22 protein-coding genes and 3 pseudogenes are annotated in these 26,419 nt (G+C 68.9%); 11 read left to right on the forward strand and 14 right to left on the reverse strand.

Translation table 11 applies throughout. From position 1 onward, the window contains the following. The first annotated feature begins 95 nt into the window (after positions 1-95). The 3 genes and pseudogenes from QM806_RS27975 to QM806_RS27985 all read left to right on the forward strand — a co-directional run. A pseudogene (locus QM806_RS27975) lies at positions 96-1,484 on the forward strand (TrkH family potassium uptake protein). Next, positions 1,477-2,142, forward strand: coding sequence for a potassium channel family protein (locus QM806_RS27980; protein ID WP_283293528.1), 666 nt, complete (start codon positions 1,477-1,479; stop codon positions 2,140-2,142). Before QM806_RS27975 ends, QM806_RS27980 begins: the two are co-directional and overlap by 8 nt. Before the next feature lie 181 nt (positions 2,143-2,323). Beyond that, positions 2,324-2,467: pseudogene (locus QM806_RS27985) on the forward strand (potassium transporter Kef); the annotation flags it as partial. Between the two features lie 204 nt (positions 2,468-2,671). On the opposite strand, the gene QM806_RS27990 reads toward QM806_RS27985, so the two are convergent. Next, a complete protein-coding gene (locus tag QM806_RS27990; RefSeq protein ID WP_283293529.1) occupies positions 2,672-2,860 on the reverse strand; it encodes a hypothetical protein in 189 nt (62 codons plus the stop codon). Positions 2,861-3,204: 344 nt separating this feature from the next. Here QM806_RS27990 and QM806_RS27995 point away from each other — a divergent pair, with 344 nt between their 5' ends. Then, positions 3,205-4,575, forward strand: coding sequence for a hemolysin family protein (locus tag QM806_RS27995; protein ID WP_283293530.1), 1,371 nt, complete (start codon positions 3,205-3,207; stop codon positions 4,573-4,575). After that, positions 4,568-5,584, forward strand: coding sequence for a hemolysin family protein (locus QM806_RS28000; protein ID WP_283293531.1), 1,017 nt, complete (start codon positions 4,568-4,570; stop codon positions 5,582-5,584). The genes QM806_RS27995 and QM806_RS28000 overlap by 8 nt, the downstream gene beginning before the upstream one ends. Positions 5,585-5,633: 49 nt before the next feature. On the opposite strand, the gene QM806_RS28005 is transcribed toward QM806_RS28000, so the two are convergent. Next, on the reverse strand, positions 5,634-5,795 hold the full coding sequence (locus QM806_RS28005) for a hypothetical protein (protein ID WP_283293533.1): 162 nt from the start codon (positions 5,793-5,795) through the stop codon (positions 5,634-5,636). A gap of 221 nt (positions 5,796-6,016) precedes the next feature. Here QM806_RS28005 and QM806_RS28010 point away from each other — a divergent pair, with 221 nt between their 5' ends. The 3 genes and pseudogenes from QM806_RS28010 to QM806_RS28020 all read left to right on the forward strand — a co-directional run bounded on the left by QM806_RS28010 (position 6,017) and on the right by QM806_RS28020 (position 10,867). Next, a complete protein-coding gene (locus tag QM806_RS28010) occupies positions 6,017-7,357 on the forward strand; it encodes a hemolysin family protein (RefSeq protein WP_283293535.1) in 1,341 nt (446 codons plus the stop codon). Further along, a complete protein-coding gene (locus tag QM806_RS28015; protein ID WP_283293537.1) occupies positions 7,354-7,812 on the forward strand; it encodes a hypothetical protein in 459 nt (152 codons plus the stop codon). Before QM806_RS28010 ends, QM806_RS28015 begins: the two co-directional genes overlap by 4 nt. A 63-nt stretch (positions 7,813-7,875) precedes the next feature. Beyond that, positions 7,876-10,867 (forward strand): annotated as a pseudogene (locus QM806_RS28020) (UPF0182 family protein). 232 nt (positions 10,868-11,099) lie between these two features. Here QM806_RS28020 and QM806_RS28025 read toward each other — a convergent pair. Then, positions 11,100-11,417, reverse strand: coding sequence for a hypothetical protein (locus QM806_RS28025; protein WP_283293539.1), 318 nt, complete (start codon positions 11,415-11,417; stop codon positions 11,100-11,102). 449 nt (positions 11,418-11,866) lie between these two features. Between QM806_RS28025 and QM806_RS28030 the strand changes: the two genes are divergently transcribed. The 3 genes from QM806_RS28030 (at position 11,867) to QM806_RS28040 (ending at position 14,708) form a co-directional block, all read left to right on the forward strand. Next, a complete protein-coding gene (locus tag QM806_RS28030) occupies positions 11,867-12,127 on the forward strand; it encodes a hypothetical protein (protein ID WP_283293540.1) in 261 nt (86 codons plus the stop codon). Between the two features lie 87 nt (positions 12,128-12,214). Continuing rightward, complete coding sequence (locus tag QM806_RS28035) at positions 12,215-12,499, forward strand: DUF1490 family protein (protein WP_283293541.1); 285 nt, start codon at positions 12,215-12,217, stop codon at positions 12,497-12,499. Position 12,500: 1 nt separating this feature from the next. Beyond that, a complete protein-coding gene (locus QM806_RS28040; RefSeq protein WP_283293543.1) occupies positions 12,501-14,708 on the forward strand; it encodes a heavy metal translocating P-type ATPase in 2,208 nt (735 codons plus the stop codon). A 92-nt stretch (positions 14,709-14,800) separates the two neighbouring features. On the opposite strand, the gene QM806_RS28045 is transcribed toward QM806_RS28040, so the two are convergent. The 11 genes from QM806_RS28045 to QM806_RS28095 all read right to left on the reverse strand — a co-directional run bounded on the left by QM806_RS28045 (position 14,801) and on the right by QM806_RS28095 (position 26,394). Further along, positions 14,801-15,154 (reverse strand): WhiB family transcriptional regulator, encoded by a 354-nt coding sequence (locus QM806_RS28045; protein WP_349307611.1) that lies wholly within the window; start codon positions 15,152-15,154, stop codon positions 14,801-14,803. A gap of 55 nt (positions 15,155-15,209) precedes the next feature. Further along, positions 15,210-16,706 (reverse strand): ABC transporter ATP-binding protein, encoded by a 1,497-nt coding sequence (locus QM806_RS28050; protein WP_283293547.1) that lies wholly within the window; start codon positions 16,704-16,706, stop codon positions 15,210-15,212. After that, entirely contained in the window at positions 16,703-17,542 is an 840-nt protein-coding gene (locus tag QM806_RS28055) for an ABC transporter permease (protein WP_283293548.1), read from the reverse strand. The genes QM806_RS28050 and QM806_RS28055 overlap by 4 nt, the downstream gene beginning before the upstream one ends. Further along, on the reverse strand, positions 17,539-18,489 hold the full coding sequence (locus QM806_RS28060) for an ABC transporter permease (RefSeq protein WP_283293550.1): 951 nt from the start codon (positions 18,487-18,489) through the stop codon (positions 17,539-17,541). The genes QM806_RS28055 and QM806_RS28060 overlap by 4 nt, the downstream gene beginning before the upstream one ends. Further along, positions 18,486-20,057, reverse strand: a complete 1,572-nt coding sequence (locus tag QM806_RS28065; RefSeq protein ID WP_283293552.1) for an ABC transporter substrate-binding protein — start codon at positions 20,055-20,057, stop codon at positions 18,486-18,488. Before QM806_RS28065 ends, QM806_RS28060 begins: the two co-directional genes overlap by 4 nt. Before the next feature lie 51 nt (positions 20,058-20,108). Next, complete coding sequence (locus QM806_RS28070) at positions 20,109-20,933, reverse strand: class I SAM-dependent DNA methyltransferase (protein ID WP_283293554.1); 825 nt, start codon at positions 20,931-20,933, stop codon at positions 20,109-20,111. Continuing rightward, positions 20,930-22,186: an MFS transporter gene (locus QM806_RS28075; RefSeq protein WP_283293555.1), complete on the reverse strand. Its 1,257-nt coding sequence runs from the start codon at positions 22,184-22,186 to the stop codon at positions 20,930-20,932. The genes QM806_RS28070 and QM806_RS28075 overlap by 4 nt, the downstream gene beginning before the upstream one ends. Then, positions 22,186-23,145, reverse strand: a complete 960-nt coding sequence (locus QM806_RS28080; RefSeq protein WP_283293557.1) for an enolase C-terminal domain-like protein — start codon at positions 23,143-23,145, stop codon at positions 22,186-22,188. The genes QM806_RS28075 and QM806_RS28080 overlap by 1 nt, the downstream gene beginning before the upstream one ends. A gap of 62 nt (positions 23,146-23,207) precedes the next feature. Continuing rightward, on the reverse strand, positions 23,208-24,281 hold the full coding sequence (locus tag QM806_RS28085; protein ID WP_283293559.1) for a PLP-dependent cysteine synthase family protein: 1,074 nt from the start codon (positions 24,279-24,281) through the stop codon (positions 23,208-23,210). Then, a complete protein-coding gene (locus QM806_RS28090; protein ID WP_283293560.1) occupies positions 24,278-25,117 on the reverse strand; it encodes a hypothetical protein in 840 nt (279 codons plus the stop codon). The genes QM806_RS28085 and QM806_RS28090 overlap by 4 nt, the downstream gene beginning before the upstream one ends. Beyond that, the gene (locus tag QM806_RS28095) at positions 25,114-26,394 is read right to left on the reverse strand and encodes an ATP-grasp domain-containing protein (protein WP_283293562.1); all 1,281 of its coding nucleotides are present in this window, start codon (positions 26,392-26,394) and stop codon (positions 25,114-25,116) included. The genes QM806_RS28090 and QM806_RS28095 overlap by 4 nt, the downstream gene beginning before the upstream one ends. Positions 26,395-26,419: the final 25 nt, after the last annotated feature.

Consider the following 26,419-nt stretch of genomic DNA (forward strand, 5'->3'; position numbering starts at 1 on the left):
TTCCCAGAATCGATTGCTATCACTGCTATCCAGGACAACCTATTTCCCCGGGTTCGAACACTGCGGCGGTAACGTCCGGGGTTACCCTCCTCTTCGTGACTGCACGCACCGGCGCGTCGCCGAACACACCGCTGCGGCGGGCTGCGGCGCGGGTAACCCTGACGCCGGTCCGGGTGGTGGCCCTGGGTTTCGCGACGGCGATCGCCGTCGGCACCGGGCTGCTGCTCCTGCCGGCGGCGACCCAACCCGGAACGGACACCGGTGTGATCGCCGCCCTGTTCACGGCGACGTTGGCGATGTGCCTGACCGGGCTGATCGTGGTCGACACCCCCACCCACTGGTCCGGATTCGGCCAGGGAATCATCCTCGGCCTGATCCAGGTCGGCGGGTTCGGCATCATGACGATGGCGTCGGTGGTCGGGCTGATGCTCGCCAACCGGATCGGGCTGCGGGCCCGCCTCAACGCCGCCGCGGAGGTCCGGGCGTCCGGTCTCGGGGACGTGCGCAGCGTCGTCGTCGGCGTGGTCCGGATCAGCATCCTCATCGAAACGGTCACCGCCGCATGCCTGGCGGCCCGGTTCGCGATCGGCTACGACGAGCCGCCCGAGCGCGCCCTGTGGCTGGGTGTGTTCCATGCGATTTCGGCGTTCAACAACGCCGGGTTCGCGCTCTAGAGCGACAACATCATCGGCTTCGCCGCCGACCCCTGGATCTGCGTCCCGCTGCTGGTCGCGGTGATCCTCGGCGGCATCGGGTTCCCGGTGCTCTTCGAGGTGGGCCGCCGGATACGGCGTGGGGGTGGCACCTCGCGCCGGTGGAGCCTGCACACGAAGCTGACCGTCACGGTCACCGCCCTCCTGTTGGTGATCGGCCCGGCCCTGGTGCTGGCGCTCGAGTGGGGCTACACCCTGCGCGGGCACGACCTCGGAGCGAAACTGCTGGTTGCGGCGTTCCAGGGCATCATGCCCCGCACCGCGGGATTCAACAGCGTCGACTACGCCCAGATGGACCCGGCCACCCTGCTGGTGACCGATGTGCTGATGTTCATCGGCGGCGGCGGCAGCGGCGGCACCGCCGGCGGGATCAAAGTCACCACCTTCGCGCTGCTGCTGTTCGCGATCGTCGCCGAGGTGCGCGGCGAGCGGTCGGTGGTGATCTTCGACCGGCGGATCGGCCCGCGCGTGCAGCGGCAGGCGCTGGCGGTGGCCCTCATCGGTGTGTCCCTGGTCATGGTCCCCACCATCGTGCTGCTCGCCGGCACCCACTTCGATCTCAACGTTCTGCTCTTCGAGGTAACCTCCGCATTCGCCACCGTGGGACTGTCCACCGGCATCACCGCGCAACTCCCCGACTGGGGCCAGTTGATCCTGGTGATGCTGATGTATCTCGGCCGCATCGGCTCCATCACCCTGGTCAGTGCGCTCGCCGCCCGCCACCGGGACCGCCGCTACGAACTCCCCGAAGAGAGGCCCTTCATTGGCTAGGAAACCGTCCTCCGACGTCGTCGTGGTGCTGGGGTTGGGCCGATTCGGCAAGTCCCTCGCCCTCGAGCTGATGGAACAGGGCACCGAGGTGCTCGGCATCGACGCCAACGAGGCCGTGGTGCAGAAGATCTCGCACCGCCTCACCCACGCCGCGGTCGCCGACACCACCGACGAGGAATCGCTGCGCCAGCTCTCGGTGCATGACTACGACCGGGCCGTGGTCGGGGTCGGGTCCGACCTCGAGGCCAGCCTGCTCACCGCCTCCGCTTTGATCAACCTGGCGGTGCCGCACGTGTGGGCCAAGGCGATCAGCAACGCCCACGCGAAGATCCTCCGGCAGATCGGCGTCGAACATGTCGTGCGCCCCGAACACGACATGGGCAAACGGGTGGCGCACCTAGTGCGCGGTCGGATGATGGACTACATCGAATTCGACGACGGCTTCGCCATGGTCAAGACCACCCCACCCGCCACAGTCGTCGGGAAGCGCCTGGGTGAGACCACCGTCCGCAGCACCTACGGAGTGACCGTGGTCGCGATCAAACGTCCCGGCGAAGATTTCACCTATGCCACCGCGGACACGATCATCGAACCCGGTGACACCATCATCGTCTCCGGTCAGGTGCGTGACACCGAACGATTCAGCGAACTGACGTGACCTCGCGTCGCTTTTCGCCCGATCCGTGGTCTGACCCAGGAACCGGGGCGGAGGATGTTGTGATGGCCCCCGATAGTCCGGTGAGCGAGTCCCGTTCAGCTGTCGGCGCGTAGGCTCCGCCGGAGACCAGCGACGGGACGGGTGATCGAAGCGATGCCCAGTAGGCTGCGCGCCCCCCGGCGAGGTCGGCGATTCCCCAGAGCACCTGCCGGACATCGTGCCCGGGGTGGTCCGCGACGGACAACTCCTGCGCATCGGCACACCCGAGGTCAATACAATCGAGGCGGGTGACATCCTGCTCTACCTCCGGCAGGTGACCGACTGACCGACGACGAACGCTGGATGGATGCCGTGCACCATTGGCGCGGACCACGAAAACGGTTTGGGGCCAGCCCATTCGGGCATGGTTATCACGATGCGTGTCGGTGCGGTGTGGGCGGCGCTCCGCCGCGATGTTCGGCGTCGCCGCCGGGTTTTTCTGCTACTGAGGGGTGCCGTGGCTGATCATGCTCATGGATACGACGGGAGCCTATGAACGGTTCACACAGACCTTGATCCGAATCTCGCTGTGGGGTACGTCGAGGTGTGCGGCGACGAGGGAGGCTGCGTCGACTTCGGCGTCGGCCAGGCGCCAGGCTCGGCCGGCGATGCCGAGCTCGGGGACCTCGAGTAACCACGACTTGCCGTCCCGAGTCACCTGCACGGTGTAGGTCATCATCGCTCGACCGCCTACCCTTCCGAGCAGATGATGCCAATTCGGTCCCGTTCATCTGCCGTTGTCACGTCGGGGGAACCGGTGTGCACCTCGGACCGGCGGAGACCCGATGTCGAGGCACAACGATAGCGCCTCCCAGGGTTACATGCGGACCATCGTGACTACGACTGCAGACACGATCGTAAAGAACCCTTTACTATTACTGGCTCGTCCTCCTGGTAGCGACGATCGTGTTCCGTGTCCCCGATTACAGAGAGAGCTATGAGCAGCGCTTCGCGCAAACGTAAACCTCGAAGACCCCGCCCACCCCGTGCCGCACGCCCCGCATGCCGGCTGGAGGTGCGCACATGGTGACCATCGTTCTGAGCATCGCGATCGGCATCCTCGTTGTCGTGGCGATCACCGCCCTGACCGGCTATTTCGTGGCGCAGGAATTCGCTTACATGTCGGTGGACCGTTCCCGGCTGAAGGCCCGCGCCGAGGCCGGCGACACCGGCGCCGCCCGGGCCCTGACGGTGACCCGCCGCACCTCGTTCATGCTGTCCGGTGCCCAGTTGGGCATCACCGTCACCGGCCTACTCGTCGGCTACGTCGCCGAACCCCTGATCGGCCGCGGCCTCGGCGAGCTCCTCGGCGGCGTCGGCGTCCCGACCGCGGTCGGGGTCGGAATCGGTGCAATCCTCGCGGTGCTGTTCTCCACCTTCGTCCAGATGGTCTTCGGTGAGCTGTTCCCGAAGAACCTGGCGATCGCCCGCCCCGAACCGGTCGCCCGCTGGCTGGCCCTGTCGACCACGATCTACCTGAGGCTCTTCGGCTGGCTGATCTGGCTGTTCGACCAGTCCTCGAACCTGCTGCTGCGGGCCCTGCGGATCGAGCCGGTCCATGACGTCGAGCACTCGGCGACCCCCCGCGATCTCGCACACATCGTCGCCGAATCCCGGAACACCGGCGAACTACCTCCGGAGCTGTCCACCCTGCTCGACCGCATCCTTGACTTCCCCACCCGCACCGCCGAGCATGCGATGATCCCGCGGGCACATGTCGACACCGTGCGGGTGGACGAGCCGGTGCCGGCGGTCCTGGCACGGATGGCCACCGGGCACACCCGGTACCCGGTCGTGGGTGAGAGCTCCGATGATCTGCACGGGGTGATCCACCTGCACGACCTCCTCGGCGCCGAGCCGACCGGAACGGCCGGCTCGCGGTGCCGGCCGCCGGTGGTCGTGCCCGCCTCGCTGCCGCTGCCGCAGGTCCTGGCCCAGCTGACCGAGGCGAAGGAGGAGATGGCCCTGGTCATCGACGAGTACGGCGGATTCGCCGGAATCGTCACCGTCGAAGACATGGCCGAGGAACTCGTTGGCGAGATCGCCGACGAGCACGACCAGGACGCCGCCGCACCGCGGGCCGGGTCCGAAACCGACGGCTGGGAACTTCCCGGTGAACTGCATCTCGACGAGGTCGAACGCATCCTCGGCCACCGCCTGCCCGACGGGGACTACGAAACCCTGGCCGGCCTGGTGATCACCCGATTCGGGGGCCTGCCCACCGTCGGGGACACCGTGACCATCCCGCTCGAACCCGATCCCGCCGACCTGGTCGCCGACGGGGACCCACCGCGCCGGCACCTCACCGCCGAGGTCCTCGAGGTCGACAAACGGGTGCCGTCGTCGGTGCTGGTCGCCGTGCACGCGGAGCAGGAGGACTCTGCCGATGAGTAATCCTTGGATCGTCCTGGCCGTCACCGTCGCGCTGATCGCGGCCAGCGCCTTCTTCGTCGCCGTGGAGTTCGCGCTGATCGCCGCCCGCCGGCACCGGCTCGAGGACGCCGCATCCACCAGCAGAGCCGCCCGCGCGGCCCTGCGCAGCGCCTCGGAGCTGTCGGTGCTGCTGGCCGGTTCGCAGCTCGGCATCACGGTCTGCACCCTCGCGCTCGGTGCCATCACGAAGCCGGCCGTGCACCACTGGCTCACCCCCGCCTTCGAGGGATGGGGCGCCCCGCTGTGGCTGGCGGACGTACTCGGATTCGTGCTCGCCCTGCTCATCGTCACCTTCCTGCACCTCGTCGTCGGGGAGATGGCACCCAAGTCGTGGGCGATCGCGCACCCCGAGAAATCGGCGACGATGCTGGCGATCCCGATGCGCGGCTTCATGTGGGCGACCCGCCCGGTGCTGCAGGTGCTCAACCGGATGGCGAACTGGTGCCTGGTCAAGGTCGGGGTGACCCCGGTCGACCAGGTCCTCTCCGGTCAGGACTCCGACACCCTGCGGCACCTGGTGGAGCACTCGGCGACAGTCGGCACCCTCGACGAGCGCTACCACGGGCAGCTGACCAGCGCACTGGAACTCGAGGCCCTGACCGTCGGTGAGATGGTGCGGCCGAACACGGCGCCGAGCAGCGTCCCACCGGAGGCGACACCGGAGGAGATCCGCGCGACCGGGCAGCGCAGTGGTCACCTGCGGCTGCTGGTTCGCGGCGACGCCGGCGTCGAGGGCGTGGTGCACGTGCGCGACAGCCTGCACGCGCCGCCGGCGTACACCGCGCGGGCGTTGATGCGGTCGGTGCTCACCCTGCCCGCCACGGCCCCGGTGTACGAGGCGCTGCGCACGATGCGCGAGACCCGCAGCCATCTGGCGCTCGTCGTCGACGACGCCGGTGAGGTGACCGGGCTGATCACCCTCACCGACGTGCTGCAACGGCTGTTGCCGACAGCCGGCGCCGCCGCCTGACACCCCACCACCACGACACAGCGGGGCCCTGAGCGGACGGCAGTTCCGGTCAGGGCCCACTGTCGCGGTAGAGCCGCCAGAACCACACCCCGCTGCCCAGCAGGCACACCAGCCCCGATCCGAGCGCCCCGACCACCATCAGCATCGTGCCCACCGACACCAACGCGACCACACAGGCGATTTGGACCAGAACGGTGAGGGGCACAGACACGAATGTGTCGGAGAACCCGTGTCGGCGCAACAAACACCGAACACCGCCTTCCTCCCTCGACCCCGCTCCGGCGGGCGTCGGCCCACACCCCCCACCACAATGTCCGATTTGTCCGGTTTCGCCTACACTGAGGCCACACCAGTCGTTCGAGGACTCCTCGCGAGGAGAAGGGACATGGGCCACCGTCACAGACCCCGGCCGCTCCGACCTGGGCGGCGACGATGAACGACATCGTGGTCAACGCCGCACTGGTACTGCTTTTTGTGCTGGTCGGCGGTGTGTTCGCCGCCACCGAAATCGCGTTGGTGTCCTTGCGGGAGGGGCAGATCCGGCGCCTCGAGCGCCGCGGTGGCCGCAGCGCCCGCACCGCGGTGTTGGCGCGTAATCCCAACCGGTTCCTCTCCGCGGTGCAGATCGGTGTCACCGTGGCCGGCTTTCTCTCCGCCGCCTACGGCGCCTCCACCATCGCCCCCGCCCTGGTGCCCACCCTGGAATCGTGGGGCCTGCCGACCGGGGCCGCCGCCGCGACCGCTCTGATCGGGACGACCCTGCTGATCGCGTATCTGTCGCTGATCCTGGGCGAGTTGGTTCCCAAACGCATTGCCCTGCAACGCTCCACCGAGGTCTCCCTGCTGACGGCGCCGACCCTGGACCGGTTCGCCACGGCGATGCGTCCGGTCATCTGGTTGCTGTCGGCCTCCACCGACCTGCTGGTGCGCCTGGTGGGCGGGGACCCGAAGGCGAAAGGTGAGGCGATCACCCATGAGGAGCTGCGGGATCTTCTGATCGGGCACACCGCGATCGCCGAGAGCGAACGCCGCATCCTCTCGGAGGTCTTCGATGCCGGCCGGCGCTCGCTGGTCGAGGTGATGCGCCCGCGCACCGACGTCGACTTCCTGCCCGCCGACACCCCCCTCGGCCAGGCCCGGCAGCAGGCACTCGATGGCGGGCACAGCCGGTACCCGGTCACCGGCGCCTCGTTCGACGACATCGTCGGCTTCGTCCACCTGCGTGACCTGCTTCTCGCAGATGAACGTCGGGCGGCCACGGTGGCCGCCCTGTGCCGGCCGGTTCTGCAACTGCCCGCCTCCAAGCCCGCCCTGGCCGCGCTGTCGGACATGCGCCGCGACAATCTGCAGATCGCGATCGTCGTCGACGAGTACGGCGGCACCGCCGGCATCGTCACCCTCGAGGACATCGTGGAGGAGATCGTCGGCGAGATCGGCGACGAGTACGACGATCCCACCCCGCCGGTGTCCGCCGACGGCACATCGCGGCGGCCGGCCCACCAGAGCGTGGACGGGCTGCTGATCATCGAGGACTTCGAGACCGTCACCGGGATCACGCTGCCCGACGGGCCGTACGAGACGGTGGCCGGGTTCTTGCTGCACGAACTGCAACGGGTCCCGCAACTCGGCGACAGCATCACCTTCGACGGTCACCGGCTCACCGTCAGCGCCATCGACGGCCGCCGCATCTCCCGGGTCCGCGTCACCCACCCCCGCCCGACCCCGGGCACGCGGGGCACCCGGGGCACGCACGTGGACTCGGAGCGGTCATGACCCGCAACGCCCTCGGGCAACACCGATCCCGGCCGACGCGGGCGGCCGCAGTGGCGGTGCTGCCGGGCGATACTCACCCCGTGCACAATCGGCGGCCCAGCCGAACCCGGATCTGGCTCTTCGGCGCGCACGCGGCCTTGGTGCTCGGATTGCTTGTGCTGTTCGTGCTCATCGCCGAGCTCGCCAATCCCACGGACGGCGCGAACATCGGTGCCGGAATCCTGCTGTTGCCGTTGCTGCCGCTGGGTCTGCCGTGGTCCCTGCCGGTGATCGTCGACCCGTACCGCTTCGATCCCGCGGCCGAAGCCCTCGTGTACACCCTGTACCTGGGACCGGCGCTGCTCAACGTGGCCCTCCACGGGCTTCTGCTGCTGTCTTGCTCTGTGCTGCGTGCACAGCACTCCGTGTTCCGTGCGCAGCAGCGGCCGCCACGGCGAGCTCCCTGGCGGCGTTGAGGACCAGGCCGCGGGCAACAGTGGCGAAAGTTTGGACTCGTACCTAGACCGGGAGCGTGGGACATGGGAATACGGACCCCCGACGGTCAACCGTTGTTGTCCCGCCGCGCCCGGGTCTGGCTGATGGTGGCGTTCGCATCGTTCGTCCTGCTGTTCGTCGGGCCACCGCTGATCGAGGCGTACACGAACTGGTTGTGGTTCGGGGAGGTCGGGTTCCGCAGGGTCTGGCTGACGGTGGTGCTCACCCGGCTGTCGCTGTTCGTGATCGTCTCGGCGTTGGTCGCCGGCATCATCTTCCTGGGTGTGCTGCTGGCCTATCGCTGGCGACCGGTATTCGTCCCCACCTCCGGGCCGGACGACCCGGTCGCCCGCTACCGCACGATGGTGCTCGCCCGGAAACGGTTGTTCGGGCTGGGGATTCCGATCGCTGTGGGTCTGCTCTGTGGGTTGATCGCTGCAGGGCAACTGGGCGACGGTGCAACTGTTCCTGCGCGGCGGCTCCTTCGGGCGGACCGATCCCGAGTTCGGGCACGACATCGGGTTCTACGCCTTCGATCTGCCCTTCTACCGCAGCGTGCTCAACTGGTTGTTCGTGGCCGTGCTGTTAGCCTTCCTGGCGAGCCTGGCGACGCACTACCTGTTCGGCGGGTTGCGGGTGTCCGGCAAGGGCGGCGCCCTGTCCGGGTCGGCCCGCATCCAGCTCGCGGTGCTCGCCGGAACGTTCATCGTCCTCAAGGCGGCGGCGTACTGGCTCGACCGCTACTCGCTGCTCTCGAGCAGCCGCAAGGAACCCACCTTCACCGGCGCCGGCTACACCGACATCCACGCCGAACTGCCCGCCAAACTCATCCTGGCGGCGATCGCGGTGATCTGCGCCGCCTCGTTCTTCGCCGCGATCGTGCTGCGGGACCTGCGGATCCCGGCCATGGCCGCGGCGCTGCTGGTGCTGTCCTCGATCCTGGTCGGTGGGGTGTGGCCGCTGCTGATGGAGCAGTTCTCGGTGCGCCCGAACGCCGCGGACGTAGAGCGCCCCTATATCGAGCGCAACATCGATGCCACCCGTCACGCGTACCGGATCGGCGGCGACGCCGTCGAATACCTCGACTATCCGGGCGTGGGCACCCGCGCCCCGCGCGAGGTTCCCGCGGACGCGACGACCATCGCCAACGCCCGACTGTTGGACCCGGATGTGCTCTCGCGCACCTTCACTCAGCAACAGCAACTCAAGAACTTCTACGGATTCCCGGCGGCACTGGACATCGACCGGTACGACATCGACGGGCAGCGGCGCGACTACATCGTCGCCGCCCGTGAACTGTCCCCGACCAGCCTCACCGGCAACCAGACGGACTGGATCAACCAGCACACCGTCTACACCCACGGCAACGGATTCGTCGCCGCCCCCGCGAACCGGGTGAACGCCGCGGTCCGGGACGCGACCGTCGACACCTCCAACAGCAACAGCGGCTACCCCATCTACACCGTCAGCGACATCGCCACCCAGGGAGCCGGAGACCAGGTGATCCCGGTCGAGCAACCCCGCATCTACTACGGCGAGGTGATCGCCCAAGCGGACCCGGACTACGCCATCGTCGGCGCCACCCCGGACTCCGCACCCCGCGAATACGACACCGACACCTCCACCTACACCTACACCGGAGCCGGCGGCGTCCCCATCGGAAACTGGCTCAACCGATTGGCATTCGCCGCCAAGTACGCCGAACGCAACCTGTTGTTCTCGCGGGCAATCGGCGCCGATTCGAAGATCCTCTTCCACCGCGACCCGACCGAACGCGTCCAGCACGTCGCCCCCTGGCTGACCACCGACGCCAACCCCTACCCCGCGGTCGTGGCGGGCAAGATCGTCTGGATCGTCGACGCGTACACCACCCTGGGCAACTACCCGTACGCGCAGCGCAGCTCACTCGACGAGCCGGTCACCGACGCCGCCACCGGCCGCCAGCTGCCCCGCGAGGAGATCTCCTACGCACGCAACTCCGTCAAGGCCACCGTCGACGCCTACGACGGCACGGTGACGCTGTATCAGGTCGATGACCAGGATCCGGTCCTGGCCGCGTGGATGAACATCTTCCCCGGCACCGTGCAACCGCAGGACGCGGTGCCCGAGGAGCTGCGCGCCCACTTCCGCTACCCCGAGGACCTGTTCCAGGTGCAGCGGGAGCTCCTGGCCAAGTACCACGTGGACGAGCCCCGAGAGTTCTTCACCACCAACGCCTTCTGGTCGGTGCCCAGCGACCCGACCGTGGAGGAGAACCCGAACCAGCGACCGTTCTACGTGCTGGTCGGAGATCCGGTGACCGCAGAACCGTCGTTCCGGTTGGCCAGCGCGATGGTGGGGTTCAACCGAGAATTCCTCTCCGCGTACATCTCCGCGCATTCCGATCCCGAGAACTACGGAAAGCTCACCGTGCTGCGGTTGCCCACGGACACGCTCACACAGGGTCCGCAACAGATCCAGAACTCGATGATCTCCGACACCCGGGTCGCCTCCGAACGCACCCTGCTCGAGCGCTCGAACCGCATCCAGTACGGCAACCTACTGACGCTGCCGATCGCCGACGGCGGCGTCCTCTACCTCGAACCCCTCTACACCGAGCGGATCTCCTCGGAACAGAACGGTTCCACCTTCCCGCAACTCTCGCGGGTACTGGTCAGCTACCGCGAGCCCGGCACCGGCGGCGTCCGGGTCGGGTACGCCCCCACCCTCGCCGAGGCCCTCGACCAGGTCTTCGGCCCCGGCACCGGGCGCGCGGCCACCGCCCCCGGCGGCGACGCCGCCACCCCCGCCCCACCCGCGCCCGACGAACCCCCACCCCCACCCCAACCCCCGCAGCCGCAGCCGCAGCAAGTGGAAGCGCCCACCCCGGCAGCGCCCCCGCCCACACCTGCGGATGTGGCCACCGCCGTCGACGAACTCGACGCGGCACTGGCCAACCTGCGCACCGCCCAGGACAGCGGCGACTACGCCGCGATCGTCGCGGCCCTCGCCCGCCTGCAGAAAGCGGTCGACGCCTACCAAACCGCAGGTCGATAGGCCACCGAGTGCACGTGACCGACGGCAACGCCGCACCGGTCGAGCTCGAGCCGGTTGCTCCCTCGTCTCGACGGCCAGCGGTTGCTGCGGGAATGACCACACCCTGACCGATTCGACCCTGTTGACGAAGCCGAAGAAGACGTAGTACTCGATCCGCCTTCGAGCATGCTCAGCCGGCGGTGAGGTTCGTCGGTCAGTTGCAGGGTGCTACGAAACGTGGATCGGTCCAGCATTAATGGGCATGTCCGCTGGGGAAGTGGACCGACCCGTCGCTCCCCACGCAACCGCCCTGGACCGGGCCACTGCCGAAATAGACACCGTTGACCTGCCCACTGCCATTGGGGGGTGCCGATCCCACCCCGGCGCCCGTGACCCCGATCGTCCCGCACGTGAAACTGTGCGCTCCGTTCGATTGGACATGGAGCTGCGTGCCGGGACTGTTCGGGTCGCCGTGCAGGGTCGGTGCCGCCGAGGCGACGCCGGAACCGAGCGCGACCAGCGGGGCGATAGCGGCCGCCGCGATCGCCGAGCGCAAACCAAGTCTGTTCATCTGATGCCGCCTTCCGATCCAATTGTGGCCGGCCCCCGGCCGGTCGGTGATTTCCGGCTCCCCCCGTTTGTCGGGGTACCCGTTCTCGACAGAACAAACGTGATCCGAGAATCCCGCGGCCTCATCCCAGGTAGCGCGGGCCGCCCGGAGCACGACCGGGCATCTCACCGCTGCACGTACACGGTTCCCCGATGTCGCAGTGACCGACGGTGTGACATCGCACCGTCCCGAACATGCTCTCGCCGAGTGCGCCGCCGACACCCAGTTGGTCGTCTTCGGCGGCCACGGCCGCCTCACACTCGCCACGGGGTCGGTGAGCTCTCACCTGCCCCACCACCGCCGCTGCCCGAACGATGATCCGCCAATAGCACCCGGGCAAGAGATCGGCGGCGAGAGCACCGCACAGCCCGGCATGCGGGTAAAATCACAGGTCAGCGAGGGAGTGGCTGATGCTGACCGGGTCGAGTCTCGAAGCCGAGGATCTGCGGTGGGGTTGGGTCCTGGTCGGGTTCGCCATCGGATGCGGTGCGGTACTGGCCCTCACCCCGTTCCACCTGGTGCTGGCCGCCGCTGCTGTAGGTCTCATCGGACTGGGCGTGTTCCACCTCGCCGGTCATCGCACCGCCGGGGCCAGGTTGGCCTCTGCCGGGTTGGGTGCGCTGCTCCCGGCCGCCGTTGTCGCGGCCGTTGTAGGGGTCAATTCGTTCTGACCGTTCCGGCTCCTAGGGGAACGCCCGGTCACGCCGACGCCGCCGTTCGTGGATGCGGAATGGTCATGGCGAGTGCGACGATGAGGTATGGCCCTTCACGTTCTGCTTGCCAAGGCCGCGTCCACCGTCGTGACCGGCGCTGTCGGTGTCGCCGCGTACAACGCGGTCCGCAAGGTCGTCGCGAGGGCGCCGCTGCACGAGGCGGCAGTGACCGCGACCGCATGGGGACTGCGCGGCGCTCGTAAGGCCGAGGAGGGTGCCGAGTCGGCACGCCTGAAGGTCGGCGACGTGGTCGCCGAGGCCAGGGGGCGGATCGGAGAAGAGGTACCCCCGCCGGCGGAGCCCGACACCGGTCACGGCCACAGCCACTGACATGCCCGCCGCGCCGGCCCCACGCATCCCGACCGATGCCGTCGTCGTCTCGGATGCGGCCGGCCGGATCCGACTGCACCTGCCGTGGTTGCGCGCGAGCCCGGGCCGGGCGGTGTCGATCGAGGCCGCCGTCGCCAGGATCTCCGGGGTGCGGGCGGTGCACGCGTATCCGCGGACCGCGTCGGTGGTGGTGTGGTATTCACCCAGGCGGCTCGACCGCGTCGAGCTGCTCGATGCGATCGCGGCCGCTGAGGAGACCCCGTGGTCGCTGGTGCCGGACCGGTCCCCGCGCTCGGCCGAGGTCGGTAACGCCGACATCGTGCGGATGGCCGTCGGTGGCGCCGCCCTGATCCTGCTCGGTGTGCGCCGGTACGGTCTGCGCCGGGCGCCCCTGCTCGGGCCGTCCAGTCGCCTGTTCGCGACCGGTGCCACCATCTTCACCGGCTATCCCTTCTTGAAGGGGGCGCTGCGCACTCTGACCGGCAACCGGTCAGCGGGCACCGATGCCCTCGTCTCCGCCGCGACGGTGGCCAGTCTGGTGCTCCGGGAGAACGTGGTGGCCCTGACCGTGCTCTGGTTGCTCAACATCGGTGAGTACCTCCAGGAGCTCACGCTGCGCCGCACCCGGCGCGCGATCTCCGATCTCCTGAAAGGTACCCAGGACACGGCCTGGATCCGGCTGGCCGATGCCGGTGAGATTTCGGTGGATATCGACTCCCTGCAGGTCGGCGACGAGATCGTGGTCCACGACCACGTCGCGATCCCGGTGGACGGGGTGGTGGTCGATGGGGAGGCGATCGTGGATCAGTCCGCGATCACCGGCGAGACGCTGCCGATCGCCACCTCTGTCGACCACCTCGTCCACGCCGGTTCGGTGGTGCTGCGTGGACGCCTGGTCATCCGGGCCACCGCGGTCGGCAATGAAACAACGATCGGTCGGATCATCTCCCAGGTCGAGCAGGCCCAGGACCACCGCGCCCCGATCCAGACGGTGGGCGAGAATTTCTCCCGGCGGTTCGTGCCGGCGTCGTTCGCGCTGGCGGCGCTCACCCTCGTTCTCACCCGCGATGTGCGCCGCGCCATGACCATGCTGCTGATTGCCTGCCCGTGCGCGGTCGGGTTGTCGACACCCACCGCGATCAGCGCCGCCATCGGAAACGGGGCCCGCCGCGGAATTTTGATCAAGGGCGGATCCCATCTCGAGCAGGCCGGGCGCGTCGACGCCATGGTCTTCGACAAGACCGGCACCCTCACGATCGGTCGCCCCGTGGTCACCAATGTGATTGCCTTCGCCAAGGATTGGGAACCTCAGCAGGTCCTCGCTTACGCGGCGAGCTCGGAAATCCACTCGCGGCACCCGCTGGCGGAGGCGGTGATCCGGTCCACCGAGGAACGGCACATCGGGATCCCACCGCACGAGGAGTGCGAGGTGTTGGTCGGGCTCGGCATGCGCACCTGGGCGGACGGGCGAACGCTGCTCCTCGGCAGCGAGGGGCTGCTGCGCGAGGAGAAGGTGCGGGTGTCGAAGAAGGCGGCCAATTGGGTGCGGAAACTGCAGCAGCGGGCCGAGACACCACTGCTGCTGGCCGTGGACGGCAAGTTGGTCGGGCTGATCAGTCTCCGCGACGAGGTGCGGCCGGAGGCCCTCGAGGTGCTATCCCGGCTGCGGGCCGACGGTATCCGACGAATCGTGATGCTCACCGGCGATCACCCGATGACCGCGGCGGCGGTGGCCGCGGAGCTGGACATCGACGAATGGCAGGCGGAGGCGATGCCGGAGGACAAGCTCGACATGGTCCGCCGACTCCAGGAACGTGGGCACATCGTCGCGATGGTCGGCGACGGCACCAACGACGCACCGGCGCTAGCCGCCGCGGACATCGGCATCGCCATGGGCCTGGCCGGCACCGACGTCGCCGTCGAAACCGCGGACGTCGCTCTCGCCAGCGACGACCTGCGGCGGCTGCTCGATGTGCGCGACCTCGGGGCGCACGCGGTCGCACTGATCCAGCAGAACTACGCCATGTCCATCGCCGTCAACGCGATCGGACTACTCGTCAGCGCCGGCGGCGCCTTGTCCCCGGTCCTCGCCGCCATCCTGCACAACGCCTCCTCAGTGGCCGTCGTCGCCAACAGCTCCCGCCTGATCACCTACCAACTGCAAGGGCCGCGGCGTACGGGGCGGCGGACCGAGCTGACGACGTCATAGCCGCACCAGGGTGTGCCCGCGCCGGACCGGCAGCGAGCAGATCCGCAGATCCGTGGAGGGCGTCGCCGGGTCCGCTGGTCAATTACGCAGTGTCACGGACGCGGATGCGCCGTGCACACCGGTGCGCAACATGCCGCTTCGGTCTCTCGGCGACCGCGCCGCCGGTCCTTCTCCGTCGTGCCGCCCCATACGCCGTAGGTCTCGCCGGCGGTGAGCGCATGGTCCCGACACGCATCGATGACCGGGCACTGCGCACACAGCGTCTTGGCGGCATCTTCGCGCCGTTCCCGCGCCTTTCGGCCTTCACCAGTGGGGGAGAAAAACATCGCGGTGTCGGTACCGAGGCACCGCGCGCGGGACATCCACCCACCGCGGTGACCCGGCGGGTGCGTTCGCGGGGGCGGCGACGGGACCACGAACGATATCAACGGTGAGGAGTCAGCCATCCACTAATGATAATCATTATCGATAATTGCTCGGGTGTGCCCCTGCCGAGTTCGACTACCGATGGGCGGCGGTGAGCGCTCCGCCGTGACGGCGCCCGCAAGCCATGTCGACGACAGCATCGGCGAGCGTGTCCACGACAGCGGCGTCGTGGCTGATGACGAGCAAGGAAAGGTCGTGAGCTCGTGTGAGGTTCGCCAGGATGTCGAGCACGCGCCGCTGTGCGACGGGGTCGAGTCCGGTGGTGACTTCGTCGCAGATCAGCACCGACGGCGCCGCGGCGAGGGCTCGCGCGATCGCGGCGCGCTGCGCTTCCCCGCCGGAGAGGGCGGACGGGCGTTCCCGCGTGATCTGCTCGTCGAGTCCCACCTGCTCCAACGCGGTGCGGGCCGCCGCCGCTGCCGCCTCCTGGTCGGTGGCGCCGCGCAGCCGGACGGGGCCGCGCACGATCTGTTCCCACACGGTCCGGTAAGGGTCGAAGGCGGCTTTGGCGTCCTGGAACACGTAGCCGATGGCAGCCACCTGCTCCCGGGTCCGCTGCCGCGTCGTGCCGGCCAGCGGCTGTCCGTCGAGAAGCACACGGCCGGCGGTTGGTGGGTGCAGGCCGGCGAGGACCCGGGCCGCGGTGGTTTTGCCGCAGCCGGACGGCCCCACCAACGCCACGCATTCACCCGGGGCGATCGAAAGCGAGAAGTTCTGCAACACAGCGGTAGTGCGGAATCCTGCGGTGACACCGTCCAAGGTCACTCGGGTGGCGGTCGCCGCCGTGGTTCTCGCACTGGTCCGGTCGCGGGAACCGTGTCCTCCCACCCGTGACTGCGCCGCGATCAGTGCGCGGGTCTGCTCCTGCGTCGGCGTCTGCAGGGTCCCGGTGTCACCCGATTCGATGACCCGCCCGTCCGCCATGACGATCACGTGCTGGGCCACCGCCCGGACCGCGTCGAGGTCGTGGGTGAGCAGCACGACCGTCATTCCCCGTCCCGCCAGCCGGGCGATCTCGCCGAGGACGGCCGCCCTGTTGACCGGGTCTTGCCCAGTGGTCGGTTCATCCATGATCAGGCAGGCCGGGTTCGTCAGCAGGGCTTGGGCGATGACCAGGCGTTGCTGTTGACCGCCCGACAGCTGGTGCGGGTAGCGGCGCAGCATGGCCGGATCGCTCGGGAACCCGGCCCGCTGCAGCGCCTCGGTCCTCGACACCTGGTGTCCTGCCCGATGGGCGGCGTGCTCGATGTCGCGGAGCACGGTACCGATCCGTAGGGCGGGATTGAGGACCGAGGAGGGTTGTTGCGGGACGTACCCGAATCGCACCCCCTCGGCGTCGCGGCGGTCCGCCGACAGGGTTACCCCGGGGCGGTGCTCGCCCATCAGGGCCAGTGCGGTGGTGGTCTTCCCGCTGCCGGAGCTGCCGATGATCGCGGTGACCGCACCGCCGGGGATGTCGAGGTCGACGCCCGCGACGAGGACCCGTCCAGGGGTTTTCGCGGTGAGTCCGCGAAGCCGGATTGCGCTGCGCTCGGTGGGTTCGGCGACGGTCACCGGCATCGTCTCGGTCATCGTGGGCTCCTCGGGGAGAATTCTCGCGCCGCCGCGCGGGCGCCCGCGTCGAACAGCAGATTCATGCCCATCGCCAGCGCGATGATCAGCACGGCCGGGACGACGACACCCCAGGGCACCAGGGTGATGCCGCTGTGGTTGCGGTCGATCATCACCGCCCAGTCGGTGCCGGCGGAGTCCGCGGTCAGACCGAGGAAACTCGCGGAGGCGACCAGGTAGATGGCGCCGACGAACCGCAGTCCGGCGTCGGCGGCGAGCACGGGGAGCAGCGACCGCCCCAGGTAGCCGATGTTGTGGCGCCACCACGTTTCCCGTTGCAGCCGCAGCGCCTCCATCGCCGGTGTGTGCGCGGTATGCAGGGCGCAGGCCCGCACCAGACGGGCCGCGTCCGGGAACAACAGGACCGCCACCGTCACCGCCAACACGATCGTGTTGGCCTCGGTGAGAGCGACCACCAGCAGCAGCATCATCATCGAGGGAAGCGAAAGCAGCAGATCCAGTGGGCGCATCAACGCCTCGTCGACCACCCGGCGCCGCGTGGTCGCGGCCGCGACCCCCCAGGGCACCGCAATCAGGTAGGTCAGCAGGACCGCCGCCGTGGCGACCAGCACCAGCGAGCGGCCCCCGAGAAGCAGTTGCGTCAGCACGTCGCGGCCTTCGGAGTCGGTGCCGAGGAGCCACTTTGCACCTTGGGTGAACGCGGGTCCGCGGGCACTCTGCCCGGCGATCAGCGGACCGAGCAGCGCGATCAGTAGCGGGACTGCGGTGAGCGCCGCGCCGAGAAGGAAACGCGGGCTGGCGAAGCGAACGGAAGACGTCCCCACAGAGCTGCTCATGAGGCCTCGCCTGCCGTGGGATTAAGCCGAAACGCCACGATGTCCGCGATGGCGTTGACCATGACGGTGATCAGCGCGAACAGCGCCACCAATCCCATCAGCAGCGGGATGTCGCGGCTGCTGACGGCGGCGACCAGAACCTGGCCCAGACCGCCGAGGGCGAAGACCGCTTCCACGACGACGACCCCGCCGAGCAACCAGTCCGCCACGCGGGCCAGATGCTGGGTTGCCGGGGTGAGTGACCCCGGCAGGGCGTGCCGCCACACCACCCGGCGCAGCGGCACCCCCAAACGCAGGGTGTGCCGGGTGTATTCGGATTCGAGACTGGTGATCAGCGAGGCGCGCACCAACCGCGACAACGAGCACACCGGGCGGATCACCAGCACCGCCACCGGCAACACCCACAGCTCCGGCTGCAACAGCAGCGACCCGCTCACTCCGACCGCAGTGGGGGCGAACAACCCCAACCCCACCGCGAACACCGCGACCAGGACGATCGCCAGGGCGAACTCCGGTGCCGCATACAGGGCCACGGCGACCCCGGAGATCGTCCGGTCGACCCGCCCGCCCCGGCCGACCGCGGCGGCCACCCCCAGCACCACCGCCAGCGGAATGAGCACCGTCAGCGCCAGCGCCGCCAGCGTAAGGGTGGGCGCCAGCGCCGAGGACAGCATCTCGGTGACCGGGCGTCCGGAGACCGCGGACGTGCCCAGATCGCCGCGGAGCAGCCCGGCCAGCCAGCCGCCGAACTGGGTGAGCAAGGGACGATCGAGCCCGAGGGATTCGCGCAGCTGCGCAATCCGTTCCGGGTCGGCGTCATCGCCTGCGATCACCACCGCCGCGTCCCCGGGCAGCACCGACGCCATCACGAAAACGATACCGAGCACCCCCAGCACCTGGGCCAGCCCGAGCGCCACCCGCACCCCGGCGTACCGGGTGAGGATCACGACAGCCAGGCCTTGTCGAACCGGGCGTACCCGAGGGTGTTGCTCGGCGCATTGCGCGCCATCCCGGCCAAAGTCGGGGCCATACCGTGCAACCCGTCGGAGAACCCCCACACCAACAGACCGCCCTCGGTGTAGAGCTGGGTTTGCATGTCCCGGTAGGCGCCGGCCCGCACTTGCTCGTCGGTGGTTTCGCTGGCGGTGGCGAACAGGGCGTCGAAGCCGGGTCGGCGCCATTGGGTGTAGTTCTTCGACGAGGTGGACAGCATCCGCTGCGCCAGGTGAGTTTCGATGGGCATGGCACCCGAGCGGAAGCTCGACAGCACCCCCTCGTCGAGGGTGCGTGTCCAATATGTGGAACCCTCACCGACTTTCACGTCGATCTTCAGTCCCGCCCGCCCGGCCTGTTCGGCGAAGATGTTGGCGGCCTCGACGAACCCGTTGGTGGCACCGGTGGTCTGCAGCTCCATGGTGGTGTTCTGGGCGCCGGCCTTGCGGATCAACGCCTTGGCCTCATCGAGGTCCAGGCTGCGCTGCGGCAGATCACCGGCGTAGTACTTCGTGTCCCTGCCGAACAGGTCGTTGCCCACCACACCGGTGCTGCCGAGCACGGTGGAGACCAGCTCGTCCCGGTCGACGAGGGCGAACATCGCTCGCCGCAATTCCAGGTCGTCGAAGGGTGGCCGGTCCACCTTCATCGCGAACCCGGACATCGCGCTGCGCGGTGAGCGCAGGATCTGCACCCGCGCATCGTTTTCGTAGGTGCGGGCCGAGGTGACGCCGAGGTCGTCGGCGTACTCCACCTGACCGCCGAGGAGGGCGTTGATTCGCGCGGTCTCGTCCGGGGCGGTGAGGATCTCCAGTTCGCCGAGATGTGGGGCACCGTCCCAGTAGTCGCCGAATCGTGTGGCGACGAACGAGCGTCCCGGGTCGAACGAGACGAATGTGAACGGTCCGGAGCCGACCGGCCGGGTGAAGTCGGTGGTGCCCTCGGGGATGATGTAGGCGCCGAAGGCGGCGAGGACGTTCGCCAGGTCACCGCACGGCCGGGCGCAGGCGAATTCGAGGGTGCGGTCGTCGAGGGCGCGGGAGCGGGCGATGTCGATCACCTCGAGCGACGTCCGCGGGCGCAGCGCGTTCTTCGGGTCGAGGATCCGCTGGTAGGAGTACAGCACGTCCGCCGCGCGCACCGGGCGGCCGTCGTGGAAGACCGCCGGCCGCAGCTCCACCGTCCACACGGTCGCATCGCCGTTCGGCCGCCAGGTAGTGGCGAGCCGTGGCACCGGACCGAGGTCGTCGCCGTACTCGACGAGCTTGTCGTAGAGGGCGTTCGCGCGGGCGATGTCGGCGTACAGGTTGGTCTTGTGCGGGTCGAGGACTTCTTGCGCGCCGCCGCCGGCGAACACCGCCCGCAGCCGGCCGCCGTCTCGCGGCGCGGCGCTGGCGGAGGTGGCGGTCTCACCGCCTGTGCTGCAGGCCCCCAACAGCACGGCGCCGGTGGCGGCGGCGCCGAGGCCAAGGAACGAGCGCCGACTCAGGTGCGGCAGCGGGGGCAGGGGGACCGGATTCATCGGGGATTCTCCTTGAAGCAGTGAACTCGAAAAGTGGTGGGGCGGGATGGCTCAGATGGCTTCGGCGATCACATGTATCCGGTCGCCGGACAGCGTGCTGTTGCCGAGATCGGTGAGGGCGGTGGGGCCTGGCCAGCCCGTCTCGGTGCGGGGGCCGGGAGTGTCGAACATCGCCCGCACGGCGAAGCCGGCGCGGCGCAGGTGGCCGGTCAGCTCCAGCGGGAACAGCAGCCGCCACGCCGAGGTCTGGACGAATTCGTCGGTGGTATCGGGGATCTGCCATTGCCGGCGGCGGCGCAGCAGTTGCGCGGCGTGGTCGATCCACAGGGTGGTCTCCGCCCGCCAGGTGCGGCCATCGCGCTGGAAGGACGAAGAGGTGGGTGTGTCGAGGAGTTCGGTGTTGCCGAGGAAGAAGGCGCCGTTGCGCATTTCCGCGATGAGGAGCCCGCCTGGGTGCAGGTGGGTGCGGCAGCTGCGCAGGCACGATTCCAGCTCGTCGTCGGTGTGGCAGTACAACAGGGAGCTGTCCAGGCAGATGATGGCGTCGAATCGCTCCCCGACCGAAAACTCCCGCAGGTCACCGACGGTGGCCGTCACCCCCGGATATGTGGTCCGCGCGTATTGCACCATCGCCTCGGACTGGTCGATGCCGAGGCAGCGATATCCCTTCTGAGCCAGATGACCCAGGTCGCGCCCGGTCCCGCAGCCCAGATCGAGCACCGACGTCGGCCAGGAACCTGGGTCGTTGGGTGTCAGGTGGGCCTGCAGACTGTCGTCGACGAACCTGGCGGCGATGTGATCGGGGTCACGGAACCGCGCCTCGTACAGTGCCGGGTTGTCGGTCAACAGGTTCCGCGCCTCGGCTGCCGCCGTCATGTCCGTGCTCCGGCCGGGTCGGCGAGCAGACCCAGGCGGTGCAGCCACCAGATCCCGGCCGCCGAACCCCATGCCAGGGCGATGCATACCAGGGCACCGGGCCAGCCGTTGCCCCGGTCGATGCCGTACCCGATCAGGGCGTTGCCGGCGGCGGCCGCGACCCCGGAGACCAGGTAGAACATCCCGAACAGGGTTCCGGAGATGTTCGCATTCCCGTATGCAGGGATCAGTTCCATCACGAACGGTTGCGCGATCATGATCCCGGCCTCGAGGATCAGCGCGGAAAGCACCAACGGCGCCATCGCCAGGACGATTGCACCGGCACTGTGCCCGCGATCGGCCCACAGGACCGGCAGCACTGCCACGAACGCGGCCCCCATCAGGGCCAACCCCACCGTGATGGCGGCGCCCCGGCTGGTGCGAGTGCCGAACCACCGGGTCAGGCGCATCTGGGTGAGCAGACTGAACACGGTGGTGGACAGGAACAGCACCGCGACTGCCCCGCCCCAGTCGGTGATCCGCCCGGCCAGCACCGGATACACCAGATACATCTGGGTCTGCAGCGCGAACATGCCGAGCATGGCGAGGGTGAACAGCACGAATCGGCGGTTGGCCAGCACCGCACCCCAGCCTCGGAGCACCGTCGTTTCGGCGCGTTCGACCGGGTGGGCGGGAAGGAACCGCATCTGCGCCAGCGTCAGCGCCGCGAAGATCACCGCCGCCGCGATGGCCACGGTGCGGAAGTCCACCGCCAGCAGGGCGCTGCCGATCAGCGGCCCGGACAACGCTCCGGCTTGGGCGAAGACGTTGAACACGGCGAACGCCTCCGCGCGCCGCGTCGGTTCGGCGACCGCGATGTAGGAGCGGACGGCCGGGTTGAACAGTGCCCCCGCCAGTCCCGACAGGATGGAGGCGAGAAGCAGCAGCGGCACGCTGGTGCCGAACGCGAACACCGCGAAACCCACCGACCGCAGGGCGCAGCCGGCGATGATCACCCGGTGCGGGCCGAGCCGGTCGGCGGCGGTGCCGCCGATCAGGAACAGTCCCTGCTGGCTGAGGGTACGCACGCCAAGAACCAGGCCGGTGATCGCCAGGGACAGGCCGAGGTTGCCGGTCAGGTGCATCGACAGGTAGGGCACCAGCATGTAGAAGCCGGTGTTGACGCCGTACTGGTTGAGCACCAGCAGCTGCACCGAGCGGGGGAAGCTGCGCAGCAGGGCACATGTTCCCGTCGGGGTCTGGGTGCCGGTCATCACGATTCCTCGTTCTCGGGTCGGTGGACGCCGAGGCCGGACCGCTCGCTCGGGCGCAGCGCGCCGTCGGCGCCCCCCAGCCCGGTCCAGGGGTCTCGGGCGAGCAGCAGGTGGCCGTCGAGATCGCACCACCGCGCCAGCGATGCCAGGTGCACTGCCGGGGCGATGCTCAGCGAGCTGCTTACCAGGCAGCCGAGCATCACGTCGAGCCCGCGGTCGCGGGCCGCGGTGGCAAGTTCGTGGGCCCGGTAGATGCCCCCGCACTTAGGCAGTTTGATGTTCACCGCATCAGCGAGACCGTCGAGGTGGTCCAGGTCGGCGAGGGTGTGGAGGGCCTCGTCCGCGATGATCGGAATGTCGGTGCGGCTGCGCAGCTCCCGTATCCCGTTGCGGTCGTGGGCGGACAGTGGTTGTTCGAGCGCGACAATCGGCGAGCCGCGAAGATCGTTGAGCACCGACAGGGCGATTCCCGCGGTCCAGGCCTCGTTCGGGTCCACGATCAACTCGGCCCCGGGTGCCGCGGCGGCCACGGCCGCCAGTCGCCGCACCGACTCGGCCGCGTCGCCGTCCGCCTTGACCTTCAGCAGGCCGAATCCGCGCCCGACCAGATCGGCTGCCTCGGCCGCCATCACCTCCGGTGGCTCGATCCCGACGGTGCGGGCGATCGGCACCTCGGCGGGCAGCAGCAATCCGAGGTGGGCAGCCACCGTCACGCCGTCCGCGCAGGATCGCAGTTCGGCAATCGCGGACCACACTGCGGCGCCGACCGCCGGATGCGCACCCGCCAGGGCCTTTTCGAGACTGGGGGAGTCGGCGTACCGCGCGTCGAACGCACGGAGTTCTGTCGCGATGCGGTCCACATCCAGTGTCGCGTACACCGAGGTGACGACCTCTCCGTGTCCGCACAACCCCGTCGCGGGATCGGTCATGGTGACCGTGACCGCGTCGCGAGTGGACATCACGCCCCGGCTGATCCGAAATGGGGTTCTCAGGTCGAGGGTGTCGACGGTCCAGGCCAGCCTCATACCGCCGATACCTCCGCCTTGTCGGTGATCGGGTGCGGCGGCTGCACCGATTGGCATCGGGTCCAGCACGCGGTGGGGTCCTGGCAGTCGTCGATTTCGTGTGGTGACGTGCGCGGCGGGTCGAGCAGGCCACGGTGAGCGCACCAGTCGTCGTCGAAGATGCTGCGCAGGTAGCGGTCCGGTCCGTCGGGGAAGATGGTGACCACCGTGCCCGGCCACCGTGCGGCGGCCCACCCGGCCACCGTCGCTGCCGCACCGGTCGACCAGCCGCCGGTGTGGAAGCCGCCCCGTGCCAAGGCTCGGCAGGCGTGCACGGCCTCGCGCGGGCCGACCCAATGGACCTCGTCGAACATCTCGTACCGCACGTTGCCCGGGTGCACACTGCTGCCCAGTCCGCGCATCACCCGGCGGCCGGCGGGCTGCCCGAAGATCGCCGACCCGAGCGCATCGACACCGATGATCCGCAGATCCGGCCACAGCTGCCGCAACCGCAGTCCGACGCCGCTGCTGTGGCCGCCGGTCCCGACGCTGCACACCAGCACCTCGGGGCGATCGACACCCGCCTCCGCCAGACCGGCCACGATCTCGTCGGCAAGCCCGTGGTAGCCCACTGCGTTGTCCGGGTTGTCGTACTGATTAGGCCAGTACGCGCCCGGATCCGCCGCCAGAATGTGGTGCAGTGCGTCGAGCCTCGCCTGCTGCCACCCACCCTCCGGGTGTGGGCGATCCACGATCTCGAGCGTGGCACCCAACGCGCACAGCAGATTCCGCATGGCGGGTTCGAGTTCGCAGTCCACCACTAGGGTGACGGGGTGACCGAGTGGTTGCGCCACATACGCCAATCCCACTCCCAGGGTGCCGCTGGTGGATTCGACGATCCGCGCGCCCTCGCGCAACTCACCCCGTCGTCGGGCACCGACCAGCATCGACAGTGCCGACCGGGCCTTGAGGCCGCCGAAACCGAGCGACTCGATCTTCGCGAAGTAGCCCGGATGCGGGTGCGGCACCGGCGTGTGGATGCGCACCAAGGGGCTGTGCCCCACCCGTGCCAGCGGTTCGATCACGGTCATCGCGGACACGGCCCTCGGTACAGGAAGAGCGGACTGGCATCACCGGTCAGCCAGAAGAACGGATACGGCTCCGCCGAGAGAGCATCGACACCGCGACCGAGCAACTCCCGCGCCACCGCCGCACCACTCTGCGCGAACACCGTGACCGGGACCGGCCGGCCGGACGTCGCCACCGATTCGCGTAGCCGGTCGAAGGTGCCGTTGCCGAGCATCATTCCGCTGGCCAACACGGCCTCACAGTCATCGAGGACCTGCGTAAAGTCGGCGACGACCGGTTCACCCCACTCCGTTGTGCCGCCCTTCAGATCGCATGGCAGATAGCGAAGACCGCGATCACGCAGGCAAGCGAGCAGTGAGTTGACCACCCCGATCACCAGCACCCGGCCACCCGGTGGTGCATCGACCAACCCGGTCACGTGCTGGGCCCGGGCCAGAGAGCGCTGCAGCGAATCGCCCGCGGGCACCTGCACCGTCTCCGCACGAGCATCACATGCGTGCGGGCGGAGATGCGTCAGGTACGCGTCGAGAGCAGCGACCTGCACGGGCAACTTCTCGTGGTGGAGCAGATCTACCACCGGCATGCCCGCGCAGGCGTGGACCACCTCCGGCTCGACCGCACCCGGCTCGACCGCGCACGATCCGGTCGCCGCACCCACCCGCAGGCTGAGCACCTGGTTGCGGTAACTCCCGTTGCGCCCGCCGTGCCGCACTCCCTGACAGGTCGTAAAGGCAACGGACACCGCGATATCGGCTGGCGGGATGAGCGCCTCGTCGGTGCGGTAACGGTCCAGCAGCGCCGCGAGGGTGCCGGCGTTTGTCTCGGCGTCCACGGTCATCGCGCAAGAACCTCGGCGTAGGTGACCGAGATCGACGACAGCAGCTGCTCGGCGAGCGGCCGGGCCCCGGTCCGTTCGTGCGAGACGGTGATCACGGAGCCCAAATAGCTGTTGTTGTCCACTCCCACAGTCGCTTTGTGCCCGGGGGCCTTGAATGACGACGACACCACAGCCGGGTGGTCCGCGACCGCTGTCGCCCCATCAATGCCGGTGAGGACACCCTCCTCGGTCGGTACCAGCATGCTCACCGCCGCACTGCGTGGCCGCTGTCGGGCCTGCGGGAGGGTCGGTGGTTGGGGGGTGCGCCCGAGCGCGAGCTCGATCGCGACCGTCGGCAAGTCGATGCCGGTGACGTGCCGGATCAATTCGGTGATCTGGTTGCCGGCCGGGCGCGGGTTGATCTCGATGATGCGTGGCCCGGCGGCGGTCAACCGCAGTTCGGTGTGCACGACACCGTGATCGAGCCCGATCGCGTTGATCGCAGCCTCGGCGGCAGTCACCAACTGCGCCCGGTACTCGTCTGTTAGGTCGGCGGGGAACATGTGTCCGGTCTCGACGAAACCAGATGCACCGCCCAGGCTCTTGTCGGTCACCCCGACCGTGTGGATCTCGCCGTGTCGAATCCAGCTCTCCACGCTGAACTCCGGTCCATCGAGGAACTCCTCGAGCAACACCACGGGATCCCGGCGTTGTCCCCGCGCATTGACCTCGAATCGACGCAAATCGCCGGCCGCGGTTTCGAGAGTGGCCCAGTCGTCGGCACGCCGCACGAACATCCCCGCACACAGATCCGTCGGCTTGACCACCAACGGGAAACCCACAGTCTCCGCCGCAGCCCGCAGCGCAGCCCGGTCATCGATCGGCGCGATGGCGTGGCGCGGCCCCGCGATGCCGGCCCGGTCCAACATCGCACGGGTGCGTGCCTTGCCGCAGGCGATCTCGACCGCCTCCGGCGCGGGGCCCGGTAGCCCCAGCTCGCACGCGATTCTCGCGGCGGTGGACAGGTAGTAGTCGCAGCTGGTGAGAACCCCATCGAGCGGCGCCTCGGCGTGAATCCGCCGCGCCGCGTCGAGCGCGCCGGCGGGGTCGTTGGTCTCGGCCGTGACCACGGCCCGGCCCCGGCGCAGCGGATGCGGAGATCCGTCGGGCAAGGATTCGGGGTAGTGCTCCGGGCGCCTTGTCAGGAAGGTGAACTCGACCCCCAGATCGGCAAGCGCCCTCGGCAGCAACGTGCCCATCGCGCCGACCCAGCTTTCCACCAACAACAGGTGTGCCACAGGTGACCTTCCGCTCGCATCTCCT

It is taken from the genome of Rhodococcus sp. IEGM 1351, from assembly GCF_030056875.1.
GTDB lineage: Bacteria > Actinomycetota > Actinomycetes > Mycobacteriales > Mycobacteriaceae > Rhodococcus_F > Rhodococcus_F opacus.